The organism is Wolbachia endosymbiont (group A) of Sicus ferrugineus, assembly GCF_947251515.1.
GTDB lineage: Bacteria > Pseudomonadota > Alphaproteobacteria > Rickettsiales > Anaplasmataceae > Wolbachia.
The window spans coordinates 101,554-118,686 of record NZ_OX366370.1 but is presented as its reverse complement, the minus strand read 5'-3'; the positions used below and the strand labels follow the sequence as shown (position 1 = coordinate 118,686).

General features: G+C 35.9%; 12 protein-coding genes, 2 rRNA genes and 3 pseudogenes. 9 read left to right on the top strand and 8 right to left on the bottom strand.

What is annotated here, in order from left to right; translation table 11 throughout:
- Positions 1 to 18: 18 nt before the first annotated feature.
- On the top strand, positions 19 to 837 hold the full coding sequence (gene rsmA, locus OPR24_RS00570) for a 16S rRNA (adenine(1518)-N(6)/adenine(1519)-N(6))-dimethyltransferase RsmA (RefSeq protein WP_265033392.1): 819 nt from the start codon (positions 19 to 21) through the stop codon (positions 835 to 837).
- Positions 838 to 868: 31 nt separating this feature from the next.
- On the top strand, positions 869 to 2,362 hold the full coding sequence (gene guaB / locus OPR24_RS00565; RefSeq protein ID WP_265033390.1) for an IMP dehydrogenase: 1,494 nt from the start codon (positions 869 to 871) through the stop codon (positions 2,360 to 2,362).
- Between the two features lie 10 nt (positions 2,363 to 2,372).
- On the opposite strand, the gene fsa is transcribed toward guaB, so the two are convergent.
- From fsa to pstC, 4 genes are all read right to left on the bottom strand, one after another.
- Positions 2,373 to 3,014 (bottom strand): fructose-6-phosphate aldolase, encoded by a 642-nt coding sequence (gene fsa / locus OPR24_RS00560; RefSeq protein WP_265033388.1) that lies wholly within the window; start codon positions 3,012 to 3,014, stop codon positions 2,373 to 2,375.
- A gap of 295 nt (positions 3,015 to 3,309) precedes the next feature.
- The gene (locus OPR24_RS00555; protein ID WP_265033387.1) at positions 3,310 to 3,654 is read right to left on the bottom strand and encodes a F0F1 ATP synthase subunit epsilon; all 345 of its coding nucleotides are present in this window, start codon (positions 3,652 to 3,654) and stop codon (positions 3,310 to 3,312) included.
- Between the two features lie 12 nt (positions 3,655 to 3,666).
- Positions 3,667 to 5,094 (bottom strand): F0F1 ATP synthase subunit beta, encoded by a 1,428-nt coding sequence (gene atpD, locus OPR24_RS00550; RefSeq protein ID WP_265033953.1) that lies wholly within the window; start codon positions 5,092 to 5,094, stop codon positions 3,667 to 3,669.
- Between the two features lie 101 nt (positions 5,095 to 5,195).
- Entirely contained in the window at positions 5,196 to 6,284 is a 1,089-nt protein-coding gene (gene pstC / locus OPR24_RS00545; protein WP_265033385.1) for a phosphate ABC transporter permease subunit PstC, read from the bottom strand.
- A 107-nt stretch (positions 6,285 to 6,391) separates the two neighbouring features.
- Here pstC and rpmH point away from each other — a divergent pair, with 107 nt between their 5' ends.
- The 3 genes and pseudogenes from rpmH (at position 6,392) to OPR24_RS00530 (ending at position 7,183) form a co-directional block, all read left to right on the top strand.
- The gene (gene rpmH, locus OPR24_RS00540; RefSeq protein WP_006279898.1) at positions 6,392 to 6,526 is read left to right on the top strand and encodes a 50S ribosomal protein L34; all 135 of its coding nucleotides are present in this window, start codon (positions 6,392 to 6,394) and stop codon (positions 6,524 to 6,526) included.
- 67 nt (positions 6,527 to 6,593) lie between these two features.
- Positions 6,594 to 6,869 (top strand): annotated as a pseudogene (rnpA, locus tag OPR24_RS00535) (ribonuclease P protein component); the annotation flags it as partial.
- A gap of 89 nt (positions 6,870 to 6,958) precedes the next feature.
- On the top strand, positions 6,959 to 7,183 hold the full coding sequence (locus tag OPR24_RS00530) for a hypothetical protein (protein ID WP_265033383.1): 225 nt from the start codon (positions 6,959 to 6,961) through the stop codon (positions 7,181 to 7,183).
- Positions 7,184 to 7,199: 16 nt separating this feature from the next.
- Here OPR24_RS00530 and rrf read toward each other — a convergent pair.
- A 5S ribosomal RNA gene (gene rrf, locus OPR24_RS00525) occupies positions 7,200 to 7,306 on the bottom strand.
- A 66-nt stretch (positions 7,307 to 7,372) separates the two neighbouring features.
- Positions 7,373 to 10,138: ribosomal RNA gene (locus OPR24_RS00520) — 23S ribosomal RNA — on the bottom strand.
- A 335-nt stretch (positions 10,139 to 10,473) separates the two neighbouring features.
- On the opposite strand from OPR24_RS00520, the gene OPR24_RS00515 reads away from it, so the two are divergent.
- From OPR24_RS00515 to OPR24_RS00500, 4 genes and pseudogenes are all read left to right on the top strand, one after another.
- Complete coding sequence (locus OPR24_RS00515; protein WP_265033381.1) at positions 10,474 to 11,550, top strand: methyltransferase domain-containing protein; 1,077 nt, start codon at positions 10,474 to 10,476, stop codon at positions 11,548 to 11,550.
- A gap of 58 nt (positions 11,551 to 11,608) precedes the next feature.
- Complete coding sequence (locus OPR24_RS00510; RefSeq protein WP_265033379.1) at positions 11,609 to 13,393, top strand: ribonucleoside-diphosphate reductase subunit alpha; 1,785 nt, start codon at positions 11,609 to 11,611, stop codon at positions 13,391 to 13,393.
- A gap of 814 nt (positions 13,394 to 14,207) precedes the next feature.
- Positions 14,208 to 15,219: pseudogene (locus OPR24_RS00505) on the top strand (IS630 family transposase).
- Positions 15,220 to 15,828: pseudogene (locus OPR24_RS00500) on the top strand (alpha/beta hydrolase family protein); the annotation flags it as partial.
- Between the two features lie 2 nt (positions 15,829 to 15,830).
- Here the strand turns inward: OPR24_RS00500 and rsmD are convergent.
- Both rsmD and OPR24_RS00490 read right to left on the bottom strand, forming a co-directional pair.
- On the bottom strand, positions 15,831 to 16,379 hold the full coding sequence (rsmD, locus tag OPR24_RS00495) for a 16S rRNA (guanine(966)-N(2))-methyltransferase RsmD (RefSeq protein WP_265033375.1): 549 nt from the start codon (positions 16,377 to 16,379) through the stop codon (positions 15,831 to 15,833).
- Between the two features lie 123 nt (positions 16,380 to 16,502).
- Entirely contained in the window at positions 16,503 to 17,132 is a 630-nt protein-coding gene (locus OPR24_RS00490; RefSeq protein ID WP_265033373.1) for a WD_0853 family protein, read from the bottom strand.
- Between the last annotated feature and the right edge of the window lies 1 nt (position 17,133).

The window sequence follows — 17,133 nt, the reverse complement described above, 5'->3', positions numbered from 1 at the left end:
CTGTATAATGAAAATAATATGAGAAAATTTTTACTGAAGCCAAAAAAGAGTCTAGGGCAAAATTTTATTTTATCGAGTGAGATAACAAAAAAAATCGTCGCTTTAGCTGATAGTCTGGAAAATTTTAATGTCATTGAAATTGGTCCTGGATATGGTGCATTAACAAGAGAAATATTGGTGCATAATCCAAAGTCTCTACTTTCTATAGAAAAAGATAGAGATTTAGTAAAACACCATGACCAACTGCTAAATGAGCATCAAGGAAAGTATAGAATTATAGAAGCGGATGCACTGCATGTTATAGAAGAAGAGCTGATAGAGCGCCCAGTCAAAGTTATTGCTAACTTGCCTTACAGTATCTCGGTAGTATTATTTTTAAAGTGGTTAAATAATATAAAATTTTTTACGAACTTGACATTAATGTTTCAAAAAGAGGTAGCAGATCGCATTACGGCAAGACCCAATTCTAAAGATTATGGTTCCTTATCAGTGCTAAGCCAGTTACTATGTGATATAAAAAAGGAATTTGATATTGAACCTAAAGAGTTTTTTCCAAGACCAAAAGTACATTCTTCAGTAATTACAGTAAATCCTTTGACTACCCCAAAGTTTGCAGTAAATTTGGAAACCTTAACAAGATTAACACGTGCCGTTTTTGCTCAAAGAAGAAAGATGCTGAGAAATAGCTTGCAAAATATAACGAACCACGCTGAAACTGTCCTTGAAAACGCTAAATTGAGTGGAAACGAACGTCCAGAAAACTTAACCATTGAGCAGTTTTGTTTGCTGGCAAATAATGTAGAATGCTCATTTTGCAAAAGCCCTATTGCAATTTAATTAATTGGCGTATAAGCTTTAAATAAAGCCTATGAAAAAAATGGAAGCTTGTTATTCGTTTGACGATATACTTCTTTTGCCAGCCTATTCTAATATATTGCCTTGCGATGCAGATACAAAAACTTATTTAACAAATAATATAGAACTAAATATCCCTCTCATATCCTCTGCAATGGATACTGTTACTGAATCGGGCTTTGCAATAGCTATTGCCCAACATGGAGGGATAGGTTGCATACATAAGAATTTATCAATAGATGAACAAGTTTTAGAAGTAAGAAGGGTGAAAAAATATGAAAGTTGGATCGTGTATAACCCAATTACGATTTCACCGGATAAAACAGTTGCGGAAGCAATTTCATTAATGAGAGAGCACAATTATTCTGGCATTCCTGTAGTCGATCAACGCAAGTTAGTTGGAATTTTAACTAACCGAGATGTGAGGTTTATTGAAGACCAAAACATGAATGTAAAAGTTTCCGAAGTGATGACAAAAGATAAGTTAGTGACAGTGCGGGAGCAGGGAGTGAATAGTGCCTCAGCAATGAAATTGTTGCATGAAAATAGAATAGAAAAGCTTTTGGTCGTAGATGAAAATTCTTGTTGTATAGGTTTAATTACGGTTAAAGACATTGAAAAATACAATAGATACCCAAATTCATGTAAAGACAGTAAAGGGCGTCTCAGAGTTGCCGCTGCAACTGGCACTGGTAAAAAAGATGGTATAGACAGATGTGAAGCTTTGATTGGAGAAGAAGTTGATGTAGTTGTTGTGGATACTGCTCACGGTCATTCCGAAAACGTTATCAATACCATTAGGGAAATAAAAAAGATGTATCCTAATATGCAATTAATTGGCGGAAACATTGCAACAAAGGAGGCTGCTGAAGCGTTGATTGATGCGGGTGTTGATGCAGTGAAGGTCGGAATAGGACCAGGATCAATCTGTACAACCAGAATAGTTACAGGTGTTGGTGTGCCACAATTCTCTGCAATCAAGAATGTTGCAGAGGCGTGTAGAGCAAGAAACGTCAGACTAATTGCTGATGGTGGGGTAAAATACTCAGGAGATGTTGCAAAAGCTATTGCAGCTGGTGCTGACTCTGTGATGATTGGTTCGATTTTTGCTGGCACTGACGAAAGCCCAGGTGAGATTATCATGTATAAGGGCAGAGCATATAAAGGCTATCGAGGAATGGGATCTATTAGTGCAATGAAACGAGGTTCAGCTAGCCGTTATTTTCAAGATAAAGATTCAAAACTAAAATTAGTTCCACAAGGAGTGGAAGGAAGAGTTCCATTCAAAGGTCCAGCTTCAGGAGTAATCCATCAGTTGATTGGCGGATTGCAAGCTGCAATGGGGTATACTGGTAATAGGAATATAGAAGAGATGAAAAAAAATTGTAAATTTGTTACTATTACTGCATCAGGATTAAGAGAGAGTCATGCTCATGATATAGTCATTACACAAGAAGCTCCAAATTACGCTTATCAAGCGTCCAATTTGTCAACCGATTCAGAGTAGTGACCGTTTATTATTTTGCACCCCAGTCTTTTTCAAATATTGCTAGCCCTTGGTCAGTAAGTGGGTGATTAATTAATTGTCTAAGTACTTTTGCTGGCACAGTAATTGAATCAGCACCAAGCCTTGCAGCTTCTATTACATGTGCTGGGCTTCTCACTGATGCAACAAGAACTTTAGTATCAAAACCGTAATTAGAATATATAGTACATATATCTTCTATTAGCGATAAGCCACCATAGCTTATATCATCAAGGCGACCAACAAAGGAAGAAATAAAACAAGCACCGGCCTTAGCGGCAAGCAGTGCTTGTCCAGGAGAAAAACATAATGTGATGTTAACAGGTATTTTATGCTCTGTCCACAACTTTTTACAAGAAATTAATCCTTCATATGTAAGGGGCAATTTTACCACAACATTATCAGCGATTTTCGCTAACTTAAGGCCTTCTTTAACCATATCTGCATGGTTATTTGCAACAACTTCAACACTAACAGGCCCCTTGATAATAGAGCATATTTCACGCACTAAATCCTCGTATTTATCTTTACGCCCGGACTTTGCTATTAAAGAAGGATTAGTTGTTATGCCGTCAATGAACTCCTTTAGTTCTTTAATTTCATTTAAATCAACGCTATCAAGAAAAATTTCCATATTAATCTCCCATAAAAAAAATACCCTTGCAAAATCTTGTCATCCAAACGCCCTCCTTTGTCATCAAAGTAGCTGACACTGGGATCCATCTTTTTTTTATTATGAACATTATATGCTCCTAGAATCTATTACCCATTGCATAATTTACAAATATTTTTACACCTAGATCCCAGTGTCACGCACTAGGATGACAGGGAAGAGAATACTGGATAAAAGAAAAAAAAAGCACTTGGATGACAAAAGTTGGGCTACTTGGATGACAAGAAAGTGATAACCGACTTTTTGCCTAAAATAACTAAGAAAGAAATTTCTCATCAAGATAACTTAAATATATACTAATTCTCTTATTTTTAAACGATTTCTCATCATGAATTGCACGATCAAAAACCTGAATTTGACTTGTTATAATGCTACAATTATTATTTGCAACTTCTAATACGCCACTATCAATTACAACCTTCTTTTCTGTTTGGTTACTCATTTTAACAGTAATCATACCAGGCAATAAATAAATTAAGTAAGGAGCATGGTGAGCTAAAATCATAAGCTCCCCTTCGAGCCCAGTTACTGAAAGAGAAACCACTCCACTGAATGAAATTTGATCATCAGGAGAGAAAAATTGCACTTCAAAAGTATTCATAATCTTTAAATTTTATTTAGCTTCAGCTTGTATTAATTCAGCCTTTTTTATTGCTTCATCTATATTCCCCACCATATAAAAAGCAGCCTCTGGTAAGTGATCATATTTACCTTCAACAATCTCTTTAAAACTGGAAACAGTATCAGAAAGTGAAACAAATTTACCAGGCATACCAGTAAATATTTCTGCAACGTGAAAAGGTTGAGAAAGAAATTTCTGAATCTTACGAGCCCTATCAACAATAATTTTATCTTCATCAGATAGCTCATCCATACCAAGTATTGCGATAATATCTTGCAGTGATTTATAAGTTTGCAATATACGTTTCACCTCAGAAGCTACCTTATAATGTTCTTCACCAATGATTTCAGCAGATAAAGACTGAGAAGTTGAATCAAGTGGATCAACAGCAGGGTATATTCCCATTTCAGCTATTTGCCTTGACAACACTGTGGTGGCATCAAGATGAGAGAATGTAGTTGCTGGGGCTGGATCAGTTAAATCGTCCGCAGGAACATATATAGCTTGCACAGAAGTAATAGAGCCAGAAGTTGTTGAAGCTATTCTTTCTTGCATTGCACCCATATCAGTTGCAAGGGTTGGCTGATAACCAACAGCTGACGGTATTCTTCCAAGTAAAGCAGAAATTTCAGAACCAGCTTGTGTAAAACGGAAGATATTATCCACAAAAAATAGAACATCTTGGTTTTCACGGTCACGAAAATACTCTGCCATAGTAAGTGCTGTTAAAGCAACTCTAGCCCTTGCTCCAGGAGGCTCATTCATCTGACCATAAACCAAAACAGCTTGAGATTTTTCATGCTCATTTATATTTATTACATTTGAAGTGATCATCTCGTGATAAAGATCGTTACCTTCACGCGTTCTCTCCCCTACCCCGGCAAACACAGAAAATCCTTTATGAGCTTTTGCTATATTATTAATTAATTCCATTATCAGGACTGTTTTACCAACACCGGCTCCACCAAATAAGCCAATTTTTCCTCCTTTAAGATAAGGTGCAAGAAGATCTATAACTTTTATTCCCGTAACTAAAACTTCTTCCTGTATTCTCTGTTCAGTAAAACTTGGAGGTGCTCTATGTATAGGCTCTAAGTTATATTTTCCCTTCAGTGGACCACACTCATCTATAAGCTCTCCAACAACATTAAAAATCCTTCCTAAAGTTGAACGCCCAACCGGAACTGATATTGGTGCGCCTGTATCAACAAATTCATCCCTACTTGACATGCCATCTGTGCTATCCATAGCAATACAACGTACTATATTGTCACCTATATGCTGCGAAACTTCTAAAACCAGCTCCTTATCCTTATATTTTAGTTTGCTTTTTAAAGCATTAAATATTTTAGGCAATTCACCTTCAAATTTTATATCAACAACTGCTTGAGTTACCTTAATCGCTCTACCTATATTCATCTCTTTATTTTTATCACCTAACACTATAATTCCATAAAAGAACTTCTAAAGAAAATAAATCTTATATTATTAATAGAAATTTTGCAACATTAAAACGCTTACTAGTTACGCTTCATTACAAACAATGCAAATGCATTTAATAGCCAAGTAATAATAAACAATACTAAACTAAGCGCATAAGCAGCAAGAGTTTGTACACTATTGAAATCCTGATCTCCGGTAAGTAATGTAGCGATCTGCACGGTAATGGTAGTAACTGAATTAAGAGGGTTAAAAGTCAAATTTGCGTTGATTCCCACAGCCATTAGCACAATCATTGTTTCACCTATCACTCTTGAAATTGACAATAAAATTGCACTTAAAATTGTAGGCATTGCATAAGGTATTGTTATATGCCATATAGTTTCCGCTGGAGTTGCGCCAAGTGCCATGAAGCCATAACGCAAGCTTTTTGGAACAGATCTTATGGCATCTTCGAGTAAAGAAATAATAAAAGGAAGAATCATTATCCCAATCGATAAACCGGCAACTAAGGCACTTTCTGAGTGTATACTTAAACCAAAAAAATTTGCTACCTGCTTTATAAAGAAAGACAAGAACACAACCGCAAAATATCCATATACAACCGTAGGAATAGCAGATAAAACTTGCAAAGTTGTATTAACAATATAACGCACTTTCTCACTCGCATATTCACTAATATATATTGCAGAAAATAAACCAAGCGGAACGACAACTAACATTGCTATAATAGTTATAAGTAATGTACCTACTAAAAGCGGCGCTATACCAAAACATCCTATCTTCTCTTCATTGATAGTGACTACATTGTGGCCCCATTTCAAGCAAAACAAGAATTCTGAAATAGCTACTTTATTAAAAAAATTAATGGATTGAATAAAAATAGATAGCATTATAAATAAAGTGATAAAAAATGATATGGCCAAAGCCACAAATAACGAAAGTTTTATTATCTTATTTCTTTTATTTTTAAAGATAAAAGCAAGCATGAAAAAAAGTAACGCTATAGAAATAAAAGTTACAAAACAATTATTATAGAGTACTAACAACCAAGTTAGCATCCATACACAAGTAAGATATAGATAAGATTTAACCTTATTTACTTCTTGAAACCTACTAAAACAAAATAAAAGGATTAGTAGGACAGGTATGACTATCACCGAATTCATTTTCCCATGCATCAAATTTTATTCTACGAAAATGTCATACAAGTTCACCATCATTTGACAATAAAGTAAAACAATTTAAAATAAATAATTATATTAATATAAAAACAATGAAGAGAACATTTCAACCAAAAAATTTGATAAGAAAGCGCAGACATGGATTTCGTTCACGTATGGCAACAAGAGCTGGAAGAAAAATCCTTAATAGGCGCCGTTCATTAGGGTGTAACAAATTATGCGCATAGTAAGTATAAAAAAAAAGATTTTTCCTTTGCTTTCAAAAATAAGTTAGCACTCAGCAGTCTTTTTTATCGTGGGCTTTATATATCACTGTACGCTATAAAAGAAAGAGAACCTGAAAAGTACACTCATACTATTAGAGTAGGTCTGGCTATCAGTAAAAAAGCCGGAAAAGCAGCAAAAAGAAATAAAATAAAAAGGCAATTACGAATGCTTGCTAAAATTAGCATTTTAAATATAAGCAATATAGGGCACTACTACATAATACTAACTCATAGAAACATTATGCAAGCAAATTATAAAAACTTACAAAAAGATCTAACTATTTGCTTAGAAAAGATAAAATAAAAAAAATCTCAATTAAGGTATTTACAACTATATTTTTTATGATAACATAAGTAAAATTTTTAAAATAAATTAACGGGTGTGGGTGTTTAATGGTAGAGAGTAGAAAAGAACAAGATAAAAATCTCAATATAAATACAAATAATGTTAAAGAAGATTTTTATGAATATAGAAAATCTAGTTATCGTACACAATGGGAATTAGCATTTGAGCAAAGTCAATACTTAGAGCAGAATAAGAATAAGCCTAGACCACAATTATTAGATTTGAATATAGAAGCGACTTCTCGTAATAAAAGAATTATTAAAAGGCGATAAAAAGAAATTTTTATAAACTTGGCGGCGACCTACTCTCCCTTTTCAAGTACCATCAGCGCTAAAAAGTTTCACTTCCGAGTTCGAGATGAGATCGGGTGGTTCATTTTTGCTATAGCCACCAAGTCAATAAAAATTTCTAACTTAACAATTTTAACTTAATATTTAACACTGCATACACACATATAGAAAGCAAATAAATCAATCAGGCTATTAGTACTAGTTAGCTTCACATGTTACCATGCTTCCACACCTAGCCTATCAACGTGGTAGTCTTCCACGGCCTTAATTGGGAAATCTTTTTGAAGAGGGTTTCTTGCTTATATGCTTTCAGCAATTATCCCATCTATACATAGCCACCCAGCGATGCTATTGGCATAACAGCTGGTACACCAGAGGTATATCCATCTCGGTCCTCTCGTACTAGAGTCAGACCTTCTCAAATTTCCTTCACCCACGGCAGATAGAAACCGAACTGTCTCACGACGTTCTAAACCCAACTCACGTATCACTTTAATCGGCGAACAGCCGAACCCTTGGGACCTTCTTCAGCCCCAGGATGTGATGAGTCGACATCGAGGTGCCAAACGGTGTCGTCGCTATGAACGCTCGAACACCATCAGCCTGTTATCCCCGGCGTACCTTTTATCCGTTGAGCGATGACCCTTCCATACAGAATCACCGGATCACTATGACCGACTTTCGTCTCTGCTTGGCTTGTCAGCCTCGCAGTCAGGCAAGCTTATGCCATTATACTATCAAGCTGATTTCCGACCAGCTCTAGCTTACCTTCGCACGCCTCCGTTACTTTTTAGGAGGCGACCGCCCCAGTCAAACTACCCACCATACAATGTCCTAGTTCCAGATAATGAAACATAGTTAGATATCAAAAGTGTAAAGGGTGGTATCTCAAGGTTGACTCCATTATAGCTAGCGCCATAACTTCAAAGTCTCCCACCTATCCTGCACATCACACTTTTAATAGCAATGTAAAGCTATAGTAAAGGTGCACGGGGTCTCTTCGTCTAACCGCGGGTACCCCGCATCTGCACGGGGAATTCAATTTCGCTGAAGTGATGTTGGAGACAGTGGAGAAATCGTTACGCCATTCGTGCGGGTCGGAACTTACCCGACAAGGAATTTCGCTACCTTAGGACCGTCAGTGTTACGGCCGCCGTTTACTGGGGCTTCAATTTAGAGCTTGCACCCCTCCTATTAACCTTCCAGCACCGGGCAGGCGTCAGACCCTATACTTCCACTTACGTGTTTGCAGAGTCCTGTGTTTTTAGTAAACAGTCGCTACTCCCTATTTTGTGCCACCTACTCATAGTTGCCTAAAAGCAGGTTACCCTTCTTCCGAAGTTACAGGTATAATTTGCCGAGTTCCTTCAACATCATTCTTTCAACACCTTAGTATACTCTACTCATCCACCAGTGTCGGTTTGCGGTACGGCCTCATAAATATAAGTGCTATTTCCTGGAGCTTCTTTTAAGCATAGATCAATCCAATAAGATCTATACAAATACGAAACCCGTCACACTTAAGAGGTTTAGGAATATTAACCTAATTGCCATCGACTACTCCTTTACGGACTCGCCTTAGGAACCGACTAACCCTACGCAGATTAACTTAACGTAGGAACCCTTAGATTTTTGGTGAGAGTGTTTTTCACACTCTTTTACGCTACTTATGTCAGCATTCTCACTTCCGATATCTCCAGCAGTTTTCACAAACCACCTTCACAGACTTACGGAACGCTCCGCTACTGCGCCTATTGATCGAAATCAATAAGCACTCACATCTTCGGTATACAGCTTTAGCCCCGGTACATTTTCGGCGCAGAAAAACTTATTTAGACAAGTGAGCTGTTACGCTTTCTTTAAAGGATGGCTGCTTCCAAGCCAACCTCCTAGCTGTAATGGTTTTTCTACTTCCTTCCCCACTTAGCTGTAATTTTGGGACCTTAGATAGTGATCTGGGTTGTTTCCCTTTCCACCACGGACTTAGCACCCGTAGTGTGCCTGCTGTATAATTAATTGTTGGTATTCGGAGTTTAGTTAGATTTGGTAAGACGGTGAATCCCCCTAGTCTATCCAGTGCTCTACCCCCAACAACATACATACAACGCTCTACCTAAATAGATTTCGCGGAGAACCAGCTATTTCCAAGTTTGATTGGCCTTTCACCCCTAATCACAACTCATCCAATAATGTTGCAACATTAACTAGTTCGATCCTCCAGTGTGTTTTACCACACCTTCAATCTGGTCATGACTAGATCACTTGGTTTCGGGTCTAATCCATAAAACTAAAACGCCCTATTCAGACTTGCTTTCGCTACGCCTACACCTAACGGCTTAAGCTTGCTTTATAGATTAACTCGCTGACCCATTATGCAAAAGGTACGCTGTCACTCTAAATATCAATAAATTAATATAGAGCTCCAACTGTTTGTAAGCACTTGATTTCAGATTCTATTTCACTCCCCTCCCGGGGTTCTTTTCACCTTTCCCTCACGGTACTTGTTCACTATCGGTCGTTAAGGAGTATTTAGGCTTGGAGGATGGTCCCCCCATATTCAAACAGGATTTCACGTGCCCCGCTCTACTCAAGGATTTAAAAACTTTCTACTTATACAGGACTATCACCTTCTATGGTTACTATTTCCAGAGTATTCTAATTCTTATTCTTAAATCACTAGCCTTTTCCGCTTTCGCTCGTCACTACTAACAGAATCTCGGTTGATTTCTTTTCCTTTGGCTACTTAGATATTTCAGTTCACCAAGTTTGCCTTACATACTTAGTATGTAATAACTAGCTAAGCTAGTTGGGTTTCCCCATTCGGAAACCTGCGGATCAAAATTTGTTGACAATTCCCCACAGCTTATCGCAGCCTGCCACGTCCTTCATCGCCTCTTAACGCCAAGGCATCCATCAAGTGCTCTTAATAATTTATTTATCCGACTATATGCAGAATATGCAGAGTTAAATATTATTAAAATTGAATTGAGATTAAATTAATCTCTACCATAAAACTTGTCAAACATCTAAAAACTAAATTAATCTTTTATATATTACAACCTAATAAATAATATGTCAACGCCTTTTTGCACAAAACATCTACTTATATTATCAACAACAATATACTAGCAATCCTAAACAGTACAATCTGAGAAATATGCGGTAAACTTATATATACAGTAAAAATTAATAAAAAAGATATTTTGTAAGATAAAATGTGTTAAAATCAATTGCCTAAAAATGATAATGAACATTCGGAGTATTTCTCATGTATGAAAAGTAATCTCTCTTTTATAAAAAACGTTGCTTTAAATTGTATGTCTAAGCTCATTGGTGTATTAAATATTAAGAAAGTAAAACACTTCATTGTGAATAAATATAATACTCTTCATAAAGAAATGACAGTGCTTCTTAAAAAATCTAAGAACCTGTTAAATACCAACATTGAAATCGGTTTATATCACTTTTATAAAGGTAGCATATCAGATGCAAAGTTACGATTTTGGTTAATTAGCATATTTTACCCCCATTTACCCATAGTCTGGTATAACATCGGAAGGTGTCATTTTGCAGTAGGGAATACTAATAAAGCTTATAATTATTTAACACAGACACTAAAATTAGATAGTGATCACGAGGAGGCATCTTACTATATAAAAAAAATGACAAACTCAGCGCCTATTACAGAATTGCCAAAAAACCTCATAAGACAATATTTTGATTACACAGGTGAATATTTTATTGAGCATTGGTTGATTGCTAAACAGTATAGAGGGCATGAACTTGTACACATGATAATTACAAAAATCTTCAACAACTCCACTTCTGAGCTCAATATACTTGACCTTGGTTGTGGGACTGGAATATGTGGTCATTTCTTGAAAATAAATAGTACTGGAAGCCACATAACAGGAATTGACATTTCAAGTAGAATGCTAAATATTGCAAGAGGATGCTTTATAAAAGGTAAGCCTGTTTACAATGAATTAATACATATGGAAATGAAAGAGTTTCTTAAACAAAAGAAAAACCAGCAGTATGATGTAATTATCTTTGCTGAAGTGCTACATTATCTACATGACTTTCAAGAAGAATTGGAATTAGCAAAAAGATCTACGAGCAAAAAAGGGGTTATTATATGTTTAATAAGAAGAAAGGAAGGTGAAGGTATTGACTTTGTAAACAAAGGAGACTATTTTCGTCACTCAGAAAGTTATGTTCAACATGTTGCAAAAAAAATAAATATGCAGATAAGTTATATGAGTTACTGTAAAATATATGGCAGTCAGGTTGACGGTATCTTGTTTGCATTACAGCATCAACAAGAAAATCCGAAAAACCTAACTTAAAAATCGCTCAAAGTGGCTTTTAAGTATCTATATATAATAAAAGAATAAAAGGAATTTTATGAATAACATTACTATTAATTACGCAAAGGATAGCAAATTAACCGATTTTGGAAAAGCAGTTCTATCAGACAGGTATTTAATAGAAAATGAAAGTTACCAAGACCTCTTTGCACGTATTGCTAATTACTATTCTGATAACAAAGAACATGCGCAGCGTCTTTATGACTACATGAGCAACTTGTGGTTCATGCCTTCAACACCAATACTCAGCAATGGTGGCACCAAGAGAGGGTTGCCTATCTCTTGCTTTCTTAATGAAACCGAAGACAGCTTGCAGGGAATAGTTGACTTATGGAATGAAAATGTTTGGCTTGCTGCACGTGGAGGAGGCATAGGTAGTTATTGGGGAAATTTACGTTCAATTGGTGAAAGTGTAAAAGGTAGTGGTAAAACATCAGGAATTGTACCATTTATTGTGGTGCAAAATGCTCTAACGCTCGCAATTAGTCAGGGATCCTTAAGGCGAGGAAGTTCAGCAGTCTATCTTCCTGTATCTCATCCGGAGATAGAAGAGTTTCTGGATTTGCGCAAGCCAACAGGCGGTGACCCAAATCGCAAAGCGTTAAATATACATCATGCTGTAATAGTAACAGATAAATTTATGCAGGCTGTTGAGAATGATCAAGAATGGAATTTAATAAGCCCTCACAACAATAAGGTTATTTCAACTGTAAAAGCGCGGGATATATGGATCAAAATATTAACAGCAAGAGTTGAAACTGGAGAACCTTACATTATTTTCCTTGATGCAACAAATAACAATAAGCCAGAATCTTACAAAAAGCTCAACTTAGACATCAAGATGTCAAATCTATGCAGTGAAATAACTTTAACTACAGGTTATGATCACCTGAATAAGTCACGCACTGCTGTGTGTTGTCTATCATCCGTAAACCTTGAGTACTACGAAGAATGGAAAGACAATAAACTCTTCATAGAAGATATAATGCGCTTTCTTGATAATGTATTGGAAGATTTCATAAATAAAGCACCGAATGAAATGCAGCGAGCAAAATATTCTGCAGCCAGAGAACGCAGTATTGGTTTTGGTGTGATGGGTTTTCATTCATTTTTACAAAGCAAAATGGTTCCTTTTGAATCAGTAATAGCACAACAATGGAATAAAAAAATATTTAAGTATTTACGTGAGCAAGCAGATATAGTTTCTAAAAAATTGGCAGAAGAAAAGGGGGCATGTCTTGATGCCAAAGAAGTCGATCTAATGGAAAGGTTTACACACAAGCTCGCTATTGCTCCAACTGCCTCAATCTCCATTATTGCAGGCAATACCTCTCCTGGAATAGAGCCATATGCAGCAAACGTATTCATACAAAAGACACTGACAGGCTCATTTGTAGTGAGAAATAAATTCTTGCAAAAACTATTAGCAGAAAAAAATCAAGACAATGATAAAATATGGTCTTCAATTTCAACAAACGAGGGTTCCGTTCAGCATTTAGATTTTCTTAGTGAGCATGAAAAATTGACATTTAAAACAGCGTACGAGCTTGATCAAAGATGGATTATAGAACATGCAAGTGATAGAACTCCGTATGTTTGTCAGTCTCAATCAGTCAATCTGTTCTTGCCTGCCAACATACACAAACGTTACTTGCATAAAATACACATGCTTGCCTGGAAAAAAGGATTGAAGAGCTTATATTACTGCAGATCACAATCAATGCAGAGAGCTGACAAGGTTTCGCATGACATATTCAAAAAAAGTGAAATATTGCAACACAAAACAGATATTGACTACGATGAATGTTTGTCATGCCAATAGTGACCTTATTCAAAAAAAGTAGAGAGAAAGTTAAGCAAATGGGTAAGGAAATATAATAGACTTCTTGCATAACCATATAACGAACTTTTCTTGGGAATAGAAATGAAAAAACTTCCTTGACAAACTCCGCCAGCCCCCTTATCATGACAATAAGGGTATTTCTGGCTCAAAACTTGTTTTTAATCTGCGCAGGTTCAATGACAAAATTCAGTAAAAAACTTAGGGTATTTTTTGGCGGATTACATAAAATTATAGCGGCTGCATGTCTTTTAAATTTTTTCTACATTCAGCCAAATCGCGCTTAAACTAAGCGTCAGCACATTATTACAGCGCCAATTTAAAGTATTAGAGGGTCAAAACTCGCACCACGGGATTTCTTTGCCTTTTTTTTCATTTGGTAAATTTCTTAATGTTCGTAGCTAAAGCAATTTGAGAGACCGAAAATGGTGTCATTCCAGCGCGTGACGCTGGAATCTAGTCTTTATTATGCAGCCACTTATTTAAAGTTAAGTTTTCTGGATCCAAGTAGTCTGGGCACTGGGATGACAGGAGAAGGTACTACCCTGACAACCGTCATCCCGCTACGTGTTAGCGGGATCTAGAGATACCGCGGCGGTATGAAGTAGGGGTTGCCGAGAACTTGTCATTCCAGTCTGGAATCCAGTTTTCCATATAATCTCATCGAAAACGTTGTGTTTTAACAACCACTTTCTATGCTAGTTTGCTTGCTTATACCAATTCCCACTATACAAAGAACGGATAGACAATAATAGAAAAAAAGCCATACTAAAGTAAGTGAAGTAGCGAGGTATAAATGGCATTAAGATCAAAATTATTGGATGAAAAAGTAGTAGAATCAGCAAAAGAAATGCTGAAGAAAGTAAGGAACAATGCATATGTTTCAAAAAAACTAAATGCTGTAATTGCAGCAAAAAAGCATAGTATAACGGCTGTAGCAAAAATATATTGCATTTCAAGAAGCGCACTAACTTCGTGGGTAAAACTCTTGAAATTTGGCAGAAAAGAAAAACTGTTTACTCCTCCACAACGGCGTAGAAAAACTAAATTAAATCAGGATCAACTACGGCAAATTGAAGAGTGGATAGAAGAAAATCCTAATATTACCATTAAAGAAATGAGAATAAGAATCCAGGAAAAGTTCGGATTAAATATCAGCAAATCTACAGTACACCGCTATATGCAAAAGATGAAATTCTCATATATTACACCCAGACCAGTTCATAATGGACAAGATAAAAGCAAACAAGAGGAATTCAAAAAAAAATCTCAATGGAGCTATTAGCAAGTATCCAGAAAAAGAGCTATTTTTCTTTGATGAATCAAGGTTTGGCACACATTCAAAGGTTGGACATGGGTGGTTTAAAAAGGGGATTAGAACACAGGTTAAAACAAAATTAGTTAGGCAAAATTTCTATCTCTATAGTGCGGTTAATCCTAGAAATGGAGAGAGTTCTAGCTTATTTGCACCAAATGTCAACACTGATTGCATGAACATATTTCTTGAGCAGATGTCGCAATATCTAGAAACACGAGAGGCTTTTCTCGTTATGGACTGTGCTAGTTGGCATAGGTCAAAAAATTTAAAGGTACCTAAAAATATCGACATTATATACCTACCTACATATTCACCTGAGCTAAATCTTGTTGAGAGGCTTTGGTTATATATAAAACAGAACATTTTGCGCAATAAAATATACGATACAATTGCTCTGCTTTAGGGTGCTTTGTGCAAATTTATTACTTCTCTTGCCAGCTCCACAATTAAACAACTCTGCAATTTCTCCTATTTGACTGACCAACAATGAGAATTGGTATTAGACACTAATTCTCTTGGAGGAGGAGTTGCAGCAGAAGTTTTAAAAAGGTTTGAAAAGCAAGGGATTTATTTAACGCTAATTCATAGTAACTCTTATAGCTCACTTAAGGACACAGTCAGAGATTCTCCTCATAGTTTAGTTAAATGGCTTCCCTCAATGCTCTTGAATCGTTGGTTTGGGCGCTGTGGATTAGATTTTAATCCACGAAAAATTGTAGAGGATACAAAATGCCCTGTATTAATTGTCGGTAGGAAAGGCGATACTGTGATTCCACAGGAAATACAACTTGTTGGTAAACTGAGTGATCAATCAACTGAAGAAAGGTTAAGAAGAAATAAAGTGCTTGAACATGATCCAAAAATAGCTTGTGGGAATAAAAATATTCACATCGATCATGAAGAACATTTTGTATGGAAAGATGGCGAAAAATATGAAAGTTATATTAAAATAAAAAGTGATTTTATTGAGTTGGCGTATGGTTATCTGGTAAGTAATAACTTTAATGGAGGTTATAAGCCCAAACAATATAAAAAAAGCCGTTTCTCCAGAAACTTGACGAAAATAGAATTAAGATCCTTCGATGGAAGGGGTATATAAGTTTAAGTTGATAGAGAAAGAAAAATTATTTTTGCTATACCGTAAGTACGTTCCAAAATTACGCTAAAATTTTTATTGTACTGAAAATCTTCATTTTTTTTGATTTCTAGAATTATCAATGCATTATTACTTAACCAGCCTGAGTGAGCTAGTCCATTCAACGTTGATTCAACTAGATTGCTATTGTAAGGTGGGTCTATAAAAACTATGTCGCATTTTGAAATAGGTTTTGGTAATCCGTTAGCACTGCAGCAAATTAGCGTAACATTGTCCGTAATTCCAAAATCTTCTGCTGTTTTTTTAGGTAATTGTAAATTGTAATAGTCTGAATCTACCATGAATGCATGTTTAGCGCCGCGAGAAAGTGCTTCAAATGAAAAAGAGCCACTTCCGCAGAATAAATCAAGTACATTCAAGTTATAAATAGGTTTTCTTGAGGAAAGTATACTAAATATTGCTTCTCGGACAACACTCATAGTTGGCCGTGCAGCTAAATGCTTACCTGTAGTTATTTTTCTTCCGCGATATTTGCCTGCAATGATGCGTAGCATACTAAATAAGCTCCAAAATAACTAATTATTTAATACTATATGATTAATGTCAATATGGCTTTAGCAGTTTAATAGAGAGAAGCTATCGAGTCGCTTGTAAGAAAAACACAAACACAAGACTCATCAGTTATCTTTTTCTGATTTGCCTGCTGCATTAATTGCTTGACCAATCTCATCTTGTAACCCACCATAATCATTTCTTTCATCGTGATTGTTCCCTTCAATTCTGCTTTCTAACTCTAACTTAATTATAGTATTGATTTTATCTATATTATCAAGAAAGCCTCTACATTCTTCTTCACTATACTCTTCACCAGATGCCTTTTTTTCGATAAATAGACTTTTAAACTCTGCAAGATCAGAATTCTGATCGGGATTTAGTACAACATTTCTCTCTATGAAGCTAAGATCCGACAGTAATAAACTAATCTCTAATAGATCTTCACTTTTCACGCTTTTAAGGTCTTCAAGGCTTTCTAAAATACTAAACACCTTAAGCCTTTCTTGTGCAATCTCTTTGTCTTCCTTATCAAATTCAGACAATAAACTATGATTATCTACAAATTTCTCACTCAAAGCTTTATTTAATTTAGTGAGGTCGATATTGTTGTCTGGTGTGTTGTCTAATAGTAGATCTACTCTTGCCCTACGCGCATTTAAAATGTCATCGTAGTCATTTAACTTTATGTTGCCGTTATCGTCTTGCTGCAATTTATAATAATCAAGGCCTTTGAAATTTTTATTAGTCTTCATC